Below are 17,785 nucleotides of genomic sequence, written 5' to 3'. Positions count from 1 at the left end.
GCTTGACACTCAAGCAAGAACATAGGGCGACAGCGCCGATTCCATTGGCGCGTCCGCCCCTCTAGACCAGACTTGAAAGCCTGATGCTTCGGTACACGGCGCCGAAGGCGGCTCCAAGCGGAACTTTGCCGCTCTAGCCGTCTGTCGGAACAAGCAAGCAGCGCCATAGGCGGCCGTTCGACTGCACATTCGCGAATTGAGAGATTTAGTGACGATGCAGTTGCCCCCAAATGCATGTTGCATACGGTCCAGCATCGTCTAACTTAGAAGAGGCTAATTTAGAAAAAGGGGGCATTCATGCGCTCGTTTTTCTATGCTGGCATCTTGAGCATTGTTTCCTTCGCCAGCGTGCAAGCGGACGTGCTGATCGGCGTGGCAGGCCCCATGACAGGGGCAAATGCTTGGCCCGGCGAGCAGATGCAACGCGGAGCAGAGCTGGCGGTGGCGGACATCAACGCTGCCGGCGGCGTCCTCGGTGATGAAGTGCGGCTCCTGACTGCCGACGATTTCTGCGATCCGGACCAGGGCGTCGCCGCCGCACGGAAGCTGGTCAGCGAGGGTGTGATCTTCGTCGCCGGCCATTATTGTTCCGGGGCCTCCATACCTGCTTCGAAAATCTATCAGGACGCCGGCGTTGTGATGATCTCGCCGGCCTCGAGCAATCCCACCTTGACGGAGCTTGGCCGAGCAAATGTGTTCCGTGTCATCATCCGCGACGACGCGGATGGTATCATGGACGGCAACTATTTGGCCGATCACTGGAAGGGCAAGGAGATCGCGATCCTCCACGACGATTCAGTCTTCGGAAAGGGACTCGCGGATTCCACCAAGGAGCAGCTGCGCAAGCGCGGTGTCACCGAAGCCATCTACAAGGCTTTCCAGCCCGGCAAGTCCGACTATTCGGCGGAGATCGCCGAGCTGCAGAGTGCCAACATAGCGGTGCTCTACGTCGGCGGCTACCAGACCGAGATGGGCCTACTGATCCGCGCGGCGCGCGACAGAGGCTACAACGTCCAGCTCGTAACGGGATCGGGCGTGCTGGCCACGGAGGAATATGGCCTGATAGCAGGCGCGGCTGCCGAGGGCACACTCTTTACGTCGTTTCCCGACCCTCGACTAAACTCCAACGCCGCCGCGGTGATCGAGCGGTTTCGTGCCGACGGCTTCGACCCGGAGGGATACACTCTTCTGACCTATGCCGCGATCCAGACCTGGGCGCTGGCTGTCGAAAAGGCGGGGACGCTGGAACTGCAACCGGTCATCCAATCGCTCCATAAGAATGAATTCAGTACGGTACTCGGCCCGATCGCCTTCGATGCCAAGGGAGACATCACCACCCAGAGCCCGGTCTGGTACGTCTGGAAGGGCGGCACGTATGTCCCGGTCGAATAGGCGCTTCGGGCGCTCGTTAGAGCATCGCTGGCCCGCGATGATCAACATCTCGGCATTCACGATTGCCAGCTGCCGGCCTTCGCTGCCGCGCAGACTGTGCTTTGGAGGGACGTAGCCATGCACCGCGTCGCCTCCATGGCGATCGCCTCGCTCGCGGTCGCGTTCAGCAGTCCGGCGCAAGCGGAGATCCTGATCGGAGCTGCCGGTCAAATCACCGGACCGGTCGCCTGGCAAGGCCAGCAGATCATTCACGGCTCGGAAATGGCCGTCGCCGACATCAACGCCGCAGGTGGTGTGCTCGGACAGCCGCTAAGGTTGATCACGGCAGATGACTTCTGCGATCCCGAGCAGGCGATCGCTGCCGCGCAAAAGCTGGTCGGGGACGATGTGGTGCTCGTCGTAGGGCATGGCTGCTCCGGCGCGTCGATCGCGGCGTCCAAAGTTTACGAGGCTGCGGGGGTCATTCAGATCTCGCCGTCATCGACGAACCCGATGCTCACCGAGCAAGGCCGCGGCAACGTCTTCCGCACCATCGGCCGTGATGACATGCAGGGAAGCGTGGCCGGCAACTATCTGGCCGACCATTGGGCCGACCGGAACATCGCGATTCTGAACGATGGCACGACCTATGGGAAAGGCCTGGCCGACGAGACGAAGAGGCAGTTGAACAAGCGCGGCGTCGCCGAGGCGATCTTCAACACTTACGATGCGGGCAAGGCCGACTATTCAGACGAAATGGCTGCGCTGCAGGCGGCCAATGTCGCAGCGCTGTATGTAGGCGGGTATCCGAACGACATTGCGCTCATGGCGCGCGCGGCGCACGATCGAGGCTACACAGTTCAGCTGATCTCGGGCGATACGATCGCGACCGAAGAGTTTGGCCTTGTCGCCGGCACCGCGGCCGAGGGCGTTCTCTTCACCTTTGTCGCCGACCCGCGTAGAAGCCCCGACGCGGTGGAAGTCGTAGAGAGGTTTCGCGCAGAGAACTTCGAACCGGATTCCTTTACTCTGCTCAGCTACGCTGCCGTGCAGGCTTGGGCACACGCTGTCGAGAAGGCGGGCGCGCTGGAGCCGACGGTAGTGATCGCATCGCTGCACAAGAATCAGTTCGACACCGTCCTGGGCCGGATCGACTTCGATGAGAAGGGGGACATCATGGTTCAGAACTGGGTGTGGTACGTGTGGCGTGGCGGCGAATACACGCCCGTGGAGAAATAGGAGGCGGATTGCGCGGTTCGGAAGACCCCCGAGGCAATCCCGTGCAGAGGTTGCTCACCGGTCGGTTGGGTCCCCGCGCGCTGCTCGGGCGCTTCGGCATACGCGGGCGCCTGTTGCTTGCTTTCTTCGGAATCAGCATACTCGCCGTGCTGGCGACTGCCGCGGCCTTGTATGCTTTTTTCGAAGTCGGCTCCGCCGTCGAGCGGATCACGAAAAGTCGGGTTCCAGCCGCCCTTTCATCGCTGGAGTTGTCCCGTCAGGCCGAACGGGTCACCGCGACCGCACCGTCAATACTGGCTGCCACCAGCAAGGCCCGACATGACGAGATCAGAGCTGTTGTCGCCGACAGCCTGGCGCAACTCGATGAGTTGCTCGCTTCGTTGAAAGCCGCGAGCCAAGGCACCTCTCCCGTTACCGGGATAGAAGCGGCGGTCGTTGGGCTACGGAGCAATTTCGAGGCGCTCGACGGCATTGTTGCGACCCGCCTGTCGGCGACCGCTCGCAAAGAAGAGCTCTTGCGGCGACTGTCCACGACGGTGAACGCCAGCCAGCGCCTCATTGCGCCCGCCATCCTCGTCATGAACTCGAAGGTCGATAGATGGCGCGCGACCATGGCCGAACCCTCCGCAGCGGCGCAATCGGGCAGCCCCGAGAATGCCGGCTTTCTTGAAGCAATCGCCTCCTATGTCCCACAGCAGAAAGCGCAGCGGGAAGTTGCCAGTATGAACGATGCGCTCCTCAGGGCATCGGTGGCGCCGAGCCCGGGCGACTTGACGCTGATGTCTTTTCCGCTGCACCGGTCTCTGGAGGCACTGAGTGCGTTGGCGCCTGAGATCGACGGAAAGCTTCGCGCTCGTTTTCAGAAACGCGTGGACGAACTCAAGGCTCTGGTCGAGGGCGAAGATAGCATCCTGAAGGCGCGTGCGGACGAACTCACGGTCCTTACGGCCGGAGAGGCGCTCCTCGCGGAGAACAGGCGTCTTTCAAACGATCTCACGGCGGCGGTAGATAGGCTCGTGGCCATTGCCGACCATGATATCAACGAAGCGGAGCGCGAGACTGCCACCGTACAGCGCTACGGCACCGGCGTCGTGCTCGGCGCTGCCTTTCTTAGTCTGCTGACCTCGGCGCTGGTTGTTTGGCTCTACGTGGATCGGAATCTCCTCACGCGCCTGGCGGGCGTAAGCCAAAGCATGCTCGCCATCGCCGGCGGGGACCTTCGAGCGTCCCTGCCATCACCCGGGCGCGACGAGATCGGCCGAATGGCAGAGGCGCTGCGGCTCTTTCGCGACACAGCGATCGAGGTGGAAGAGAAAAATCTGCGCGACGTGGCCGAGGCGCGCCAGCGGCTTGTCGACGCGATCGAGAGCATCTCCGAGGGCTTCGCGCTTTACGATTCCGATGACCGGCTCATCCTCTCCAACAGCCGCTATCGCGAGATCATGTATCCTGGCATCGCCGATATTGTCATGCCGGGTACTCCGTTCGAGGCCATAATCCGTGGGGCGGCGGAACGCGGTCTCGTGGCAGATGCCAAGGGGCGCGAAGAGGATTGGATCGCCGCCCGTCTGCTGCAGCACCGCAATCCCGGCGAGCCGCACGTGCAGCAGCGCGGCGACGGGACATGGATCATGATCAGCGAGCGGCGGATCACCGGCGGCGGGACGGTCGCAGTCTATTCCGACATTACCGAGTTGAAACGGCGGGAAGAAGGTCTGGCGGAAAAATCGGCCGCCCTGGAGGTACTTTCCGGCAAACTCTCCAAATATCTGGCGCCGCAGGTCTACAACTCGATCTTCACCGGACACCAGGACGTGCGCATTGCAAGCCAACGCAAGAAGCTTACCGTGTGCTTTTCGGACATTGCCGGCTTCACGGAAACGGCCGACAAAATGGAGTCTGAGGAACTCACCCAGCTTCTCAATCACTATCTGACCGAGATGTCACGCATTGCTTCGGAGCATGGCGCCACGATCGACAAATATGTCGGCGACGCGATCGTGATGTTCTTCGGCGATCCAGAGAGCCGAGGCGTCAAGGAGGACGCGCTTGCCTGCGTGACGATGGCGCTTGCGATGCAAAGGCGGATGAGCGAGCTCGCACAGGTCTGGAAGGATGCCGGCATGGAGACGCCTCTCCGCTGCCGCATCGGCATACATACCGACTATTGCACCGTCGGCAATTTCGGCAGCGAAGACCGAATGGACTACACGATCATTGGCGGTGCCGTGAACCTTGCGTCTCGCTTGGAGCACGAAGCGCAGCCGGGGACGGTGCTGATTTCCTATGAGACCTTCGCCCAGGTGAAGGACTCGATCCACTGCGAGGAACAGGGCCGCATCCAGGTCAGAGGCATTGCTTATCCTGCGGCCACCTATCGCGTGGTCGATCTGAGGGCCAATCTCGCGGCGAGAGCGCAGCCCATCCTTGCCGAGCTGCCGCATCTGAAGCTGCGCGCCGAACCCGGCCTCATGTCGGCCAAAGAACGCGGCGAGGCAACCAAGACCCTGCGTGACCTCCTTGAGCGGCTAAAGTAGTGCCGAAGCATATCTCCCGAAAGCGGGCAGCGGTTTCGGGAGACATGCGCCAAATCAAGAAACTCACAGCGTGTCGCGAGAATCCTTCGAATCCTTTCTCGCGCGACGCGCTGTGGTCCGGCACGGGATCTATTTTCGGGCGGACCCGCCGGAGAAATTCCGCTCCGGCAGCGACGAGGGATCTGGCGGCAGTGACGAACCGCCGTTGATAGCAAGCTGCATCATCACCGTGTCGAGCCAGCGTCCTTGCTTGAAGCCCGAGCCTTCGAGGGTACCCGAATGGCGGAACCCCAGTTCCTCGTGCAGCCGGACGGACGGGCTCGACGGCGAACCGTCGCCGATCACAGCCAGGACCTGACGGAAGCCAAGCGCCTCGCATTCCCCGACGAGAGACCGCAGCAGCAGCCGGCCGATGCCTCGTCCCTGGCAATCCGCCGCAACATAGATCGAGTCCTCGACGATGAACCTGTAAGCCGGCCGGGGACGAAACGGTCCGGCATAGGCGAAGCCGACGACGCCGCGGCCCTCAACCACCGCTACGATATAGGGATAGCCGCCGTCATGGAGCGCGGCGAAGCGCCCCGCCATGTTGGCCGGCGACGGCGGCTCCAGCTCATAGCTGGCTGTGCCGTGGCGGACCGCATGGGCATAGATCTCGGTGACGGCGTCCATGTCGGCTCGCGTCGCCGGTCTGAGCGAAATCGTCTCCGCCAGTTGCTGCATCAGGGCTCCTTACCGCATCGGCCCGACGTGGCACTCGATCTTCCGAAGGCGCGATGCATCGATTGAAGTGTTAAAGCATGTCTCCCGAAAGTGGACACCGGTTTCGGGAAAAAGACATGCGCCAAATCAAGAACCTACAGTGTGTCGCGTGCATCCTTTTCACGCGACACGCTGTAGGCTGTCCCTTGTGTGTCCAGATGGGCGCGCCGCGTTCCAGGTCGCGTGCCGGCACATTCCGTGCCGGCAAAGCGACGGCCCTGGCCAGGTCCGTCGCCCTCCGCCTCCGCGGCAGAGCTACGACCGGCCGCACCATCAACTCTTCGGGATCGCCATATATGAGCAATTGCTTATTTAATGTGCCCGCCGGATGATGAAGCGGGCGAGCGGGTTGTTTCTGGGCGTCAACATGGAGCGAGCCATGTCCAAATACCTCTACGTCTATCACGGCGGCAGCATGCCACAGTCGAAGGAAGAAGGTGAGAGGGTCATGAAAGCCTGGACCGACTGGTTCGGCAAGCTCGGCCCCGCCGTGGTCGAGGGCGGCAACCCTGTCGGCATGTCGAACACCGTCAATTCGGATGGCTCGGTTGCCGCCAATGGCGGCGCCAACCCGGCCAGCGGCTATTCGATCATCGAGGCATCCAGCATGGAAGATGCCAACACCAAGGCCAAGGGATGCCCGATCCTGGCCCGTGGCGGCTCGGTCGAAGTGGCGGAGATCATGCAGATGTAGGGCATGTGGCAGCGAAGCCGCGGAAGAGCGATCCTCCCGACCTTTGTTTGCCTCTTCTCCGACTGGCGCAGACACGACCTGTTCCACGTCATGCGGATGGCCGTCAACTCCGCGCGGCGATCGCCGCGGCAGCTCCGGCCATCGTCGCGGCGCTGACCCGGTTGGCGATCCGCATGGCGCGGGCACTCCTGAGCATCCGGCGCGCCTGAGCGGCGGCGAACACCCAGGCAAGATCGATCGCGACCAGCACGACCGCCATGGTGACGGTGAGCTCAAGCCAGCCGACCACCGTCACTGCCGCAAGATCGATGATGGTCGGCAGCAGCGCCAGATAGAACATCATGATCTTCGGATTGCCGAGCGTCACGGCCATGCCGGCCAGGAACAGCCTGACAGGCGAATCCTCGCGCGGCATTTCGCTCTCGCCGACGGTAACGGGCGCCGTCCACATCTTCCAGGCGAGATAGGCGAGATAGGCGACGCCCAGCCACTTCACGACCACGAACACGGCGTGGAAGGTCTGCGCCACGAAGGCGAGCCCGAAGACCGCCATGGACAGCCAGATCGCCTCGCCGATCCACATCGCGGCCAGGAAGGGGAAGACGTCGCGAAAGCCCTTGCTGATCACGCGCGCGACAAGCGCGGCGATGGACGGTCCCGGCGAGCCGGCCGCGACAATCAGAGCTCCGGCGAAGATCAGCAGCGACGTGAATTCCATGGCACCCATCCCCCCTCGCCCGTCGAACGATAGTCTCTCGTCCAGCCATCGCGAATGGGCCAGATCGGGCGAAGCGCTGCCAATTGCCCTTGACGTGCCGTGCAGTCGTCGAACGCTCGACGGGCTGCGGCCAGCCGTGCATCATGCACCTTCCTAGAGTTCGGCCTAAGGAAAGGGCGGCTCGAACCGGCCGCCCTTCGAATTGTCAGGCCGCGCCGGCCGTCTTGCTCTTCTCGAACCGCTTGCGCTCATGCGTGTCGAGATAAAGCTTGCGCAGGCGGATCGACTTCGGCGTCACTTCGACAAGCTCGTCGTCCTGGATCCAGGCGAGCGCCCGTTCGAGCGTCATGCGGACCGGCGGGGTAAGGCGCACCGCCTCGTCCTTGCCGGCGGCGCGGATGTTGGTGAGTTTCTTGCCCTTGAGCACATTCACTTCGAGGTCGTTGTCGCGGGTGTGGATGCCGACGATCATACCGGCATAGACTTTCACGCCGGCGTCGATGACCATGGGTCCGCGATCCTCGAGGTTCCACAGCGCGTAGGCGACGGCTTCGCCCGGCTCGTTGGCGATCAGCACACCGTTGACGCGGCCGGGAATCTCGCCCTTGAACGGCTCGTAGGAGTGGAACAGCCGGTTCATGACGGCGGTGCCCCGCGTGTCGGTCAGCAGTTCCGACTGATAGCCGATCAGGCCGCGCGTCGGAGCGTGGAAAACCAGACGCTGGCGGTTGCCGCCGGAAGGCTTCAGCTCGACCATCTCGGCCTTGCGCTCCGACATCTTCTGCACGACGACGCCGGCATGCTCCTCGTCGACGTCGATGACGACCTCTTCCACCGGTTCGAGCAACTGGCCGCTCTCATCCTTCTGCATGACCACGCGCGGACGCGAGACGGCGAGTTCGAACCCCTCGCGTCGCATGGTCTCGATCAGCACCGCGAGCTGGAGTTCGCCGCGGCCGGAAACGTAGAAGGAATCCTTGTCGGCCGATTCCTCGATCTTCAGCGCGACATTGCCTTCCGCCTCGCGCAGCAGACGATCGCGGATGACGCGGCTGGTCACCTTGTCGCCTTCGGTACCGGCCAGCGGGGAATCGTTGACCAGGAAGCTCATCGTCACCGTCGGCGGATCGATCGGCTGGGCGGCGAGCGGCTCGCTGACGGCCGGGTCGCAGAACGTGTCGGCGACCGTTCCCTTCGACAGGCCGGCGATCGCCACGATGTCGCCCGCCGAGGCCTCGTCGATCGGCTGCCGCTCGATGCCGCGGAAGGCGAGGATCTTCGAGACGCGCCCCGTTTCCAGGACGCTGCCGTCATGGTGCAGAACCTTGACCGCCTGGTTCGGCTTGAGCGAACCTGACTCGATGCGGCCGGTGATGATGCGGCCGAGGAACGGGTTGGCTTCGAGGATCGTGCCGATCATACGGAAGGGCCCGCTGCCGACCTTCGGCGCCGGCACGTGCTTCAGCACGAGGTCGAACAAGGGCGCGAGGCCCTGGTCCTTGGGACCTTGCGGATCGGCGGCCATCCAGCCGTCGCGGCCGGAACCGTAGAGGATCGGAAAGTCGAGCTGCTCGTCGGTCGCGTCGAGCGCGGCGAACAGGTCGAACACCTCGTTGATGACCTCGACCTCGCGCGCATCGGGCCGGTCGATCTTGTTGATGGCCACGATCGGCCGCAGACCGACCTTAAGCGCCTTGCCGACGACGAATTTTGTCTGCGGCATCGGGCCCTCGGCCGCGTCGACGAGCACGATGGCACCGTCGACCATGTTCAGGATGCGCTCCACCTCGCCGCCGAAATCGGCGTGACCGGGCGTGTCGACGATGTTGATGCGCGTATCCTTCCACTCCACCGAGGTCGCCTTGGCGAGGATGGTGATGCCGCGCTCCTTCTCGAGGTCGTTCGAATCCATGACGCGTTCGGCGACGCGCTGGTTGTCGCGCACGGCGCCCGACTGCTTCAGGAGCGCATCGACCAGCGTCGTCTTGCCATGGTCGACATGCGCGATGATCGCGATATTACGGAGTTGCATTGTCTGCTCGGGATTGCTGGGGCGCACGAAAGACCGCGCCGCGTCTTCGGTTGGCCGCGCTCATACAGTGTTTTTCGCAATTGCGAAAGGGGGCCGACGGCTACAGAGCGCCGCGCGTCCATCCGGACGCGCAACGGGCGCTCCGTCTTTTCATATGGGTCGGCACATCGCGCGTTCCGATATCCGGAGGGCCGAAACCCGGACTGGACGTTCGGAACGGGCGGCTGGCGCCTCGGCGTCGCCTCAGGCGGCGCCGCGGGACGGCCGCTCGGGCCGCGGCTTCTTCTTCGGGGCGGGCAGCAGCCCTTCGCGCTGGGCCTGCTTGCGCGCCGCCTTGCGGCTCCTGCGCACGGCCTCGGCCTTTTCGCGCGCCCGCTTCTCGGACGGCTTCTCATAGGCGCGACGCGCCTTCATCTCGCGGAAGACGCCTTCCCGCTGGAGCTTCTTCTTCAACACCCGCAATGCCTGTTCGACATTGTTCTCGCGAACCAATACCTGCAATAGATTTCCCTACTCTGCCCGCCGTACCGTCACACGAGGCACGCGCAAGCGCTATTGGCCCGCCGGGATGGCGAGCCATGATGGCGCACCCTTTATCAGTTTTTGCGCGGAATGCACCCCTCCACGTTACGAATTTCGACGAAACCGGCGCGAAGGCCTGCGGGCTGCCCTGTCCCAATGCCAATTGCGGGAGAGATGGCGCGAGCGCTATCTGGACGCGAGCCGGGCGATCACCTGCAGCGCCACGGCTTCGCCTGAGAGCCGCGCCCCGCCGCAAGTCTGGATCAGCGGCCCCGCGAGATGCTCGCCGGCAAACCATATCCTTTCGGCCACGGGTTCGGCCAGCACCTTGCGCGCACCCGCCTGGCCCGGCCGGGCCGCGGCATATGCCCCGCGCACCCAGCGCTCGCCGCCCCAATTGGTCATCATGGCGCGCCCGACCTGTTTCCTGAGGTCGTTGCCGAAGATCCCGCAAAGCCGGTTGGTGACGAAGTCGACCCCCGCCTCCTGCCCGGCCGCGGAGAGTTCCCAGGCAAAATCACCGCCGACGAAGCCGATCATGAGATCGAGGTCGAAGGGAAAGCAGAGGAAATAGATGTCATGCTCGGCGCGACGTTCGATCAGCAGGTCCTCGAAAGGCTTGAGACCGAGGCGATTGCCCTTGATCTCGATCGGCAGCTTGGTGAGCATTCCCATCGGCAGGTCGAAAATGGCATCCCGATGGGCATCGGGCAGATCGGGAACGAAGGCTATCTCCTCGAAGGCGAGCACCGCCGGCGAGGCGGTGACGATCGCAGCGCTGGCGCGGACCGCGCCACGGTCGGTCTCGCAGACGACCTCGGGCCCGTCCCAGCGGATCCTGCGCACCGGCGTGGCGAATTCGACGGCCACGTCGGCGCCGTAATGCGCGACCAGCGCGCCGAAGCCTTCCTTGCTGAGATAGTTGGGCTCGAGATCTGCTGCCGCTTTGAAATCGGCGATGGAAATCTCATCATAGTCCTTGCCGAAATCCATCGGCCCCGCGAAAGTCGCGGCCGCGCGCGACGCCTGCCCGTCGGCCAGCAACGCCGACAGACGATCTTCGTGGCCGACATGCGTCTCAAGAAGCGCCGTCAATTGCGCGTCGGCAAGTTTCGTCTCCACTTCGTCCTGTTCGCTCGCCTTTTTACGCCCGAAGTAGAGATGATCGAGATTCATGTCGTGATACTGGAGTGTCCAGCCGGCGGACTTCGCCTCTTCGAAATAGGGATTGCGATCGGCTGCATGCAGCCACGCGCAGCCTATGTCGAAGGGTATCCCGAAGTGTTCCGACGAGGTCCAAGCCCTGCCCCCGATGCGGTTCGTCGCCTCGAACAGGAGGAACGAGCGGCCGGCGCTGCGCAATGTCTTGGCGGCGGACAGCCCCGAGGAGCCTGCGCCGACGATTACGACGTCCACCTCGACCATGGCAGTTCCCGCCCCTCACAGGAGTGCGTCACAGAATAGTTGACCTTACCGCATCGGCGCAAAAGTCGACAACGATTTTCGGAAAGCACCAGGCGTTACTTGAAAATGCCGGGGCGTCCTTTGCGCATCCGAATGGACGCGCGTCGCGTTGGGGAATTTCGGCTCCTCGCGCCAGTATGACTTGCTTTGGCCGCAAACTTCATCTTAACGATGACCGGGAAGGGTCTTGCCGGCATTGACCGGCGCTCGGGACAATCAGGCAAACAGGAGATGGGAATGGCAAGTCTTGCCAAGGTGAAGGTAATGGCCGTGGCGACCGCCATGCTCGGTCTGGCGGCGGGCGCCGCCGAGGCGGCCAAATGCGGCAACAATTCCGCCGGTTTCGAAACATGGAAGGCGGCCTTCTCACGGGAAGCGGCGGCCAACGGCGTCGGCCAGAAGGCACTCGGCGCGCTGGCCCAGACCAGCTATGCATCGAAGACCATCGCGGCGGACCGCAACCAGAAAAGCTTCAAGCTCTCCCTCAACCAGTTCATGGCCAAGCGCGGCGGCAAGACGATCGCCTCCAAGGGCAAGAGCCTGCGCAGGCAGAATGCCGATCTCTTCAACCGGATCGAACAGCGCTACGGCGTACCGGCCGGACCGCTGATCGCAATCTGGGGCATGGAGACCGGCTTCGGCGGCTTCATGGGCAACTCCAACATCCTCTCGGCCGTGGCGACGCTGGCCTATGACTGCCGCCGTTCGGAATACTTCACCGACCAGCTCTATGCCGCCCTGAAGCTCGTGCAGGCCGGCGCGCTCAGCCCGTCGGCCATCGGCGCCATGCATGGCGAGATCGGCCAGACGCAGTTCCTGCCGCTCAACGTGTTGCGCTACGGCGTCGATGGCGACGGCAACGGCCGGGTCGACCTCATCCGCTCGAAGGCAGACGCGCTGGCCTCGACCGCCAATTTCCTGCGCGGCCACGGCTGGAGAGCCGGTGGCGGCTATCAGCCGGGGCAGGCGAACTTCGGCGCCCTGCAGGGCTGGAACGCAGCCAGTGTCTATCAGCAGGCCATCGCGATCATCGGTGCGGAGATAGACGGAGATTGATTCCGGTGAATGGTGAATGGTGAATGGTGAATGGAATGTAGGAGGCGGCGGCTGCCAAACCAGCCCTATCTGCCACCGACCATCTTACCATTCACCATTTTTCCATTCACCATTCACCCCTTCACCGTTCACCCCTTGCGCTTTCTCGCCGCCAATGTGCGCAGCCTCAAGCCATTCAGCCGGATGAAGCCTTCGGCGTCTTTCTGGTCGTAGGCGCCGCGATCGTCCTCGAAAGTCACCAGCGCATCGGAATAGAGCGACGTCGGCGACCTGCGGCCGGTGACGATGACGTTGCCCTTGTAGAGCTTCAGCCGGACGGTGCCCTCGACATCCTCCTGGCTCTTGTCGATCAGGGCCTGCAGCATCTCGCGCTCGGGAGAGTACCAGAAGCCGTTGTAGATCAGCTCGGCATAGCGCGGCATCAGCTCGTCCTTGAGATGTGCCGCACCCCGGTCGAGCGTGATGGATTCGATGGCGCGGCGCGCGGCGATCAGGATCGTGCCGCCGGGCGTCTCGTAGACGCCGCGCGACTTCATACCGACGAAGCGGTTCTCGACGAGGTCGAGGCGGCCGATGCCGTTGTCGCGCCCCAGGTCGTTGAGCCGCGCCAGCAGCGTGGCCGGCGACAGTTTCTCGCCGTTGAGCGCGATCGGGTCGCCCTTCTTGAACTCGATCTCGATCTCGGTGACCTGGTCGGGAGCGTCGATCGGAGAGACGGTGCGCTGATAGACAAATTCCGGCGGCTCGCTCCACGGATCCTCCAGCACCTTGCCCTCGGAGGAGGAGTGCAGCAGGTTGGCGTCGACCGAGAAGGGAGCCTCGCCCTGCTTGTCCTTCGGCACCGGAATCTGATGGTCGCGGGCGAAGTTCAGGAGATCGGTGCGCGATTTGAACGACCAGTCCCGCCAGGGGGCGATGACCTTGATATCAGGGTTGAGCGCATAGGCCGACAGCTCGAAACGCACCTGGTCGTTGCCCTTGCCGGTTGCGCCGTGGGCGATCGCGTCGGCGCCGGTCTCGCGCGCGATCTCGACGAGGTGCTTGGAGATCAGCGGCCGTGCGATCGACGTGCCGAGCAGATAGGTGCCTTCATAAAGCGCATTGGCGCGGAACATCGGGAAGACGAAGTCGCTGACGAACTCCTCGCGCACATCCACGATGCGGATGTCCCTGATGCCCATCAGCTCGGCCTTCTTGCGCGCCGGCTCCAGTTCGCCGCCCTGGCCGAGATCGGCCGTGAAGGTGACGACTTCGGCATTGAGCTCGGTCTGCAGCCATTTCAGGATGATCGAGGTGTCGAGACCGCCCGAATAGGCGAGCACAACCTTCTTGACGTCTTTCCACTTGGACATGTCTGGTTCCGCTTGGATGGGGTTTGCGCCAGCTATCACGCCCTTTCCGGGCTCCGCAAGGGCGCAGCGTCGAACCAGGCCCGATCCGCGCCCCCTATTTCCTTGCGGGACGCACACAAAAATCGTCTTGCCACAATCCACCGTTTCAATCGACCGCTGATTCTTCGAACGATTGATCCGAAAGGTCTGATAAGGTGGAACGCTCCTGGCATCCGGCAATCCTCGCTTCAGCCCTGTCGCTTGCCTCGGTGCCAGCCTTCTCCTCGGAAAAGTGGGAGGCCGCGGCAAGCGGCGCAGTGGCGATCCTGCCGGTGCCCGAGAAGGCGAAAGGCATATCGGGCGGCTCGCTCTATTGCGCCGAGCAGCGCTGGAGCTTTCTCTTCCGCCCCGACGAGAAGCCCCCCGCCGGCACAAGGGTCGCCGGCAAGGTCACGATCGGCGGCGAGCCTTTCCCCGTTCTTGCCGTCGAGACCAACGGACTGCTCGGTGCCTCGGTACCCTTCGAGATCCTGGAGCCGCTGAAATCCGCCGCCCGCATGGGCGTCGCGATCGGCGATGGAGACACCTCCATGAACGCGATCTTCCCGCTCAAGGCTTCCCGCGCCGTCATCGAAGCGGTGGCCGCCCGTTGCAGCCCCGTCGACATGTCGGCCTATCAGCGGCTCGCGCTCTCCGAAACCGACCCGGCCGTCGCCGAGGCCGAGCGGCTTCTCGCCGGCGAGGCGAAACTGTTCCGCGCCGCGACCGGACTTCAGCCGAGCTACGCAGCAAAGCTCCTGGAACTGCCCGACGGCGGGGCGCTGCTGTTCGCCTCGATCTGCGGCTCGAACCGCTATTATGGCGAATCCGGCTGCAGCCTCGCCGGCTTTGCAAGGTCAGGGGCCGGGCAGGACTGGAAGCCCGTCTACAACACCGAGGGTGTGCAGTTGCATCTGGACCCCGCAACGGCCGCTGCGGGGTTTCCGGGGATTGTCGCCTTACCTCACGCAGGTGGCGCCGAGCCGAGCCACTGGGTCTGGAACGGATCGGCCTACCAGATCCGCGATGCCGAGGGGCCGGTCGGCACCATATCGACGCGCGAGCCTGCCCGGTAGGCGAACGGGTTGGCGCGGCCAGCCCGATCGGTTATTGACCCCCCACCTTCCACCGGAGCCGGTCCATGGTGACGCAGCCTGTCGAGGCACATCAGGAGAAATCGCTGCTCGGGGCGAATAGCTTCGGCCTCCTGCTGCTCCTTCTTCTCGCGATCCTCGCTCTGCGCATCGCGGGCCTCGCGGTCTCGCATGCCGAACTGTTCTTCGACGAGGCCCAGTACTGGGCCTGGGCGCAGGATCCCGCCTTCGGCTACTACACCAAGCCGCCGCTCATCGCATGGCTGATTACGGCTTCGACGTCCTTGTGCGGCGACAGCCCGGCCTGCATCCGCCTGCCTGCGCCACTGATGCATTTCGCCACGTCGCTGCTCCTCTATGCGGTCGCGGCGAAGCTCTTCGACCGGCGCGTGGCCTTCTGGTCGGCGCTCATCTATGCCGCCATGCCCGGCACGTCGATCTCGGCGACGCTGATCTCGACCGACGTGCCGCTGCTTTTCCTCTGGACGCTCGGCCTCTTCGCCATCGTCCTCCATGTCCAGCGCCCCTCGCTCGCCGCCGGTGCGCTGCTCGGCCTGGCCGTCGGGCTCGGCCTCAACGCCAAATACGCCATGGCGTTTCTTTTGCTGTGCTTCTTCCTCTATGTGATCTTCACCCGCGAGGTGCGCCATCTGCTGAAGCATCCCGGGACATGGCTCGCCGTCGTCATCGCCGTCCTGCTGATCGCGCCGAACGTCTGGTGGAACATGGAGCACAGCTTTGCCACCTTCTCCCACACGCGCGACAATGCCGGCGCCTGGGGTTCGCGTTTCCCCAATCTCATGGGCGCGCTCGAATTCCTCGGCATCCAGGCCGCCATCATCGGCCCAGTGCCTTTCGCCGCCTTCGTGCTGACCTTGTTCGGTGCTTCCGCCAAGGTGGCGAACGGCCCCAGGCGCCTGCTGCTTTTCCATTCGCTGCCGGTCTTCATCGCGATCACCGGCCAGGCGCTTCTCAACAAGGCGAACGGCAACTGGGCCGCAACCGGCTTTCCCGCCGCCGTAATCCTCGCCACGGCAGCCATGCTGGCGCTCGACTGGCGCCGTGGCATGATCGCCACGCTCGTCATATCGGCCGTGGCGCTGGTCGCCGTTTCCTTCGCCGGCGCGCTGGCGGGCACGGTCACCACTGGCCCGGCCGGCCGCGAACTCGGCAAGATGGTCGGCTGGGGCGACCTCGCCGCTGATGTCAAGCGCATCGCCGACGCCAACGGCATCCGGACGGTCGTCCTCTCGCAGCGCGGCCTGACAGCCTCGATGATCTATGAGTTGCGCGACAGCAGCCTCGACGTGCGGGCATGGCGTGCCGACCCGAACCACCCGCTCGATCATTTCGAATTGACCCGACCCTGGGGTGCGGGAGATTCCGGCCCGGTCCTGTTCCTCACCATCGGCGAGGCGCCGGTGCCCGAGGCCGTCAAGGCCCGGGCCAGGAGGCTGGAGGTGTTCCCGACGGACGTCTTCATCGCCCGCCGCGTCGGCCAGGTGGCGACCGCCTACAGGATCGACTGAGGCTACCTCCCACACGTCGTGAACTGCCTGTCACCTTTCCGATGCGCGGTCCACCACGGTATGATATTTTCATACCGATACTTACAGGAGGGAAGTATGGCAGCTGCGGAGAAGCGCACGTTCAGCTTGCCGGCCGAGCAAGCAGCTTTCATCGACAGCCAGGTGAAGTCCGGCGCATATGCGACCGGCAGTGAGGTGATCCGCGCCGGGCTTCGTGCGCTGCAGGAGCGAGACGCCGCCATCGAGCGTTGGCTACGCGAAGAAGTCGTGCCGACTTATGACCGCATGAAGTCCGATCCCAGCAGAGGTATTTCAGCTGAAGACATGGCCGAGCACGCGCGCAAGCGCCATGAAGCTCGTCTGCAGGGGAAAGCGTGAAGCAACGGGCTGTCATTTATGCGCCCGAAGCCGGAGATGACCTCGATTGGATATACGACACCGTCGCGGACGCCAGCAGCCCCGCTACGGCGGATCGCTATGACCAACGTATCCGCACTTTTTGCGAACGCCTCGAATACGGCTCCGAGCGCGGCACGCGCCGCGATGAAAAGAAGGTCTTCGTGTTATCGGGGTTGAGCGAAACGTGACCGTCGCTTTCGTCGCCGAGCCCGACCGCGCGGTAATCTTACGCGTGTTCCATGGCGACGCCAATTGGCAGGAGGAACTGGCTGCAGGCGATGGCGATTGACACCGCCTAAGAAACTTGGGACGGGACTGAGCCGTCTCCTCCCAGCTAAGGCGCGCCATGAGCTTCGTTCCCGAGACCACCGTCATCCTGCAATTCGCCGTCGCCACGCTGATCCTGGCGATCACGCCCGGCCCCGACATGACGCTCTTCGTCAGCCGAACGCTGAGCCAGGGTCGTGCCGCCGGCTTCGCCTCGATGGCCGGCTCCTTCGCCGGCATCGTCGTCCACACCACGCTGGTGGTCGTCGGCATCTCGGCGCTGATCGTGGCCTCGCCGCAGGCGTTCCTGGTGCTGAAGGTGTTCGGCGCCGGCTATCTGGTCTTCCTGGCCTACCAGGCGATCCGCTACGGCTCGGCCTTCTCGCCGGAGAAGAAGGCGGGAAGCGAGCGCTCCCTGTTCCGCAACTGGGTCACGGGCTTCGGCGTCAACCTGCTCAATCCGAAGGTGATCCTGTTCTACATGACCTTCCTGCCGCAATTCGTGTCCGCGCACGACCCGAATGCGCCGGGCAAGCTGTTCTTCCTCGGCCTGATGTTCATCGTGGTGTCCATCCCCGTCACCGCGCCGATGATCCTGGCGGCGGACGGCTTCGCGGCGATGATGAAGAAAAATCCGCGGGTGACGCGCATCATCGACTATCTCTTCGCCGGCGTGTTCTCGGCCTTCGCCCTCAAGATCATCACGGCGCAGGCGAAATAGCCGGAGCCGT

16 protein-coding genes are annotated in these 17,785 nt (G+C 63.8%); 10 read left to right on the top strand and 6 right to left on the bottom strand.

Translation table 11 applies throughout. From position 1 onward, the window contains the following. Positions 1-297: 297 nt before the first annotated feature. From JN302_RS09850 to JN302_RS09840, 3 genes are all read left to right on the top strand, one after another. Positions 298-1,392: a branched-chain amino acid ABC transporter substrate-binding protein gene (locus tag JN302_RS09850; protein ID WP_202311771.1), complete on the top strand. Its 1,095-nt coding sequence runs from the start codon at positions 298-300 to the stop codon at positions 1,390-1,392. Positions 1,393-1,509: 117 nt separating this feature from the next. Further along, entirely contained in the window at positions 1,510-2,610 is a 1,101-nt protein-coding gene (locus JN302_RS09845) for a branched-chain amino acid ABC transporter substrate-binding protein (protein WP_202311770.1), read from the top strand. 80 nt (positions 2,611-2,690) lie between these two features. Beyond that, positions 2,691-5,147 (top strand): adenylate/guanylate cyclase domain-containing protein, encoded by a 2,457-nt coding sequence (locus tag JN302_RS09840; protein ID WP_202334242.1) that lies wholly within the window; start codon positions 2,691-2,693, stop codon positions 5,145-5,147. A 129-nt stretch (positions 5,148-5,276) separates the two neighbouring features. Here the strand turns inward: JN302_RS09840 and JN302_RS09835 are convergent, their stop codons facing one another. Beyond that, positions 5,277-5,870: a GNAT family N-acetyltransferase gene (locus JN302_RS09835; protein WP_202311766.1), complete on the bottom strand. Its 594-nt coding sequence runs from the start codon at positions 5,868-5,870 to the stop codon at positions 5,277-5,279. 418 nt (positions 5,871-6,288) lie between these two features. Between JN302_RS09835 and JN302_RS09830 the strand changes: the two genes are divergently transcribed. After that, on the top strand, positions 6,289-6,603 hold the full coding sequence (locus tag JN302_RS09830; RefSeq protein WP_202311764.1) for a hypothetical protein: 315 nt from the start codon (positions 6,289-6,291) through the stop codon (positions 6,601-6,603). Between the two features lie 103 nt (positions 6,604-6,706). Here JN302_RS09830 and JN302_RS09825 read toward each other — a convergent pair whose 3' ends face one another. The 4 genes from JN302_RS09825 to JN302_RS09810 form a co-directional block, all read right to left on the bottom strand. Next, positions 6,707-7,321: a LysE family translocator gene (locus tag JN302_RS09825; protein WP_202311762.1), complete on the bottom strand. Its 615-nt coding sequence runs from the start codon at positions 7,319-7,321 to the stop codon at positions 6,707-6,709. Between the two features lie 205 nt (positions 7,322-7,526). Further along, positions 7,527-9,353: a translational GTPase TypA gene (typA, locus tag JN302_RS09820; protein WP_202332747.1), complete on the bottom strand. Its 1,827-nt coding sequence runs from the start codon at positions 9,351-9,353 to the stop codon at positions 7,527-7,529. A 243-nt stretch (positions 9,354-9,596) separates the two neighbouring features. Next, positions 9,597-9,854, bottom strand: coding sequence for a 30S ribosomal protein S21 (gene rpsU / locus JN302_RS09815; RefSeq protein WP_202311760.1), 258 nt, complete (start codon positions 9,852-9,854; stop codon positions 9,597-9,599). A 207-nt stretch (positions 9,855-10,061) separates the two neighbouring features. Continuing rightward, on the bottom strand, positions 10,062-11,300 hold the full coding sequence (locus JN302_RS09810; RefSeq protein ID WP_202332746.1) for a flavin monoamine oxidase family protein: 1,239 nt from the start codon (positions 11,298-11,300) through the stop codon (positions 10,062-10,064). A gap of 276 nt (positions 11,301-11,576) precedes the next feature. On the opposite strand from JN302_RS09810, the gene JN302_RS09805 reads away from it, so the two are divergent. Then, positions 11,577-12,395: a lytic murein transglycosylase gene (locus tag JN302_RS09805; protein WP_446720720.1), complete on the top strand. Its 819-nt coding sequence runs from the start codon at positions 11,577-11,579 to the stop codon at positions 12,393-12,395. A gap of 128 nt (positions 12,396-12,523) precedes the next feature. On the opposite strand, the gene JN302_RS09800 is transcribed toward JN302_RS09805, so the two are convergent. Then, a complete protein-coding gene (locus JN302_RS09800) occupies positions 12,524-13,747 on the bottom strand; it encodes an argininosuccinate synthase (RefSeq protein WP_202311757.1) in 1,224 nt (407 codons plus the stop codon). A gap of 194 nt (positions 13,748-13,941) precedes the next feature. Between JN302_RS09800 and JN302_RS09795 the strand changes: the two genes are divergently transcribed. The 5 genes from JN302_RS09795 (at position 13,942) to JN302_RS09775 (ending at position 17,775) form a co-directional block, all read left to right on the top strand. Continuing rightward, entirely contained in the window at positions 13,942-14,841 is a 900-nt protein-coding gene (locus tag JN302_RS09795; protein ID WP_202332744.1) for a hypothetical protein, read from the top strand. 65 nt (positions 14,842-14,906) lie between these two features. Then, positions 14,907-16,388 carry a glycosyltransferase family 39 protein gene (locus JN302_RS09790; protein WP_202332743.1) on the top strand — a complete coding sequence of 494 codons (1,482 nt, stop codon included), beginning with the start codon at positions 14,907-14,909 and terminating at the stop codon, positions 16,386-16,388. A 96-nt stretch (positions 16,389-16,484) separates the two neighbouring features. After that, positions 16,485-16,766: a type II toxin-antitoxin system ParD family antitoxin gene (locus JN302_RS09785; RefSeq protein WP_202332742.1), complete on the top strand. Its 282-nt coding sequence runs from the start codon at positions 16,485-16,487 to the stop codon at positions 16,764-16,766. Continuing rightward, the gene (locus JN302_RS09780) at positions 16,763-16,975 is read left to right on the top strand and encodes a type II toxin-antitoxin system RelE/ParE family toxin (protein ID WP_244846273.1); all 213 of its coding nucleotides are present in this window, start codon (positions 16,763-16,765) and stop codon (positions 16,973-16,975) included. The genes JN302_RS09785 and JN302_RS09780 overlap by 4 nt, the downstream gene beginning before the upstream one ends. A gap of 158 nt (positions 16,976-17,133) precedes the next feature. Next, positions 17,134-17,775 carry a LysE family translocator gene (locus JN302_RS09775; protein ID WP_202332741.1) on the top strand — a complete coding sequence of 214 codons (642 nt, stop codon included), beginning with the start codon at positions 17,134-17,136 and terminating at the stop codon, positions 17,773-17,775. Positions 17,776-17,785 lie beyond the last annotated feature (10 nt).

It is taken from the genome of Mesorhizobium sp. L-8-3 (genome assembly GCF_016756615.1).
In the GTDB taxonomy this organism is placed as follows: Bacteria; Pseudomonadota; Alphaproteobacteria; order Rhizobiales; family Rhizobiaceae.
The sequence above is the reverse complement of the archived record's forward strand: the minus strand, read 5'-3'. Positions and strand labels throughout refer to the sequence as shown.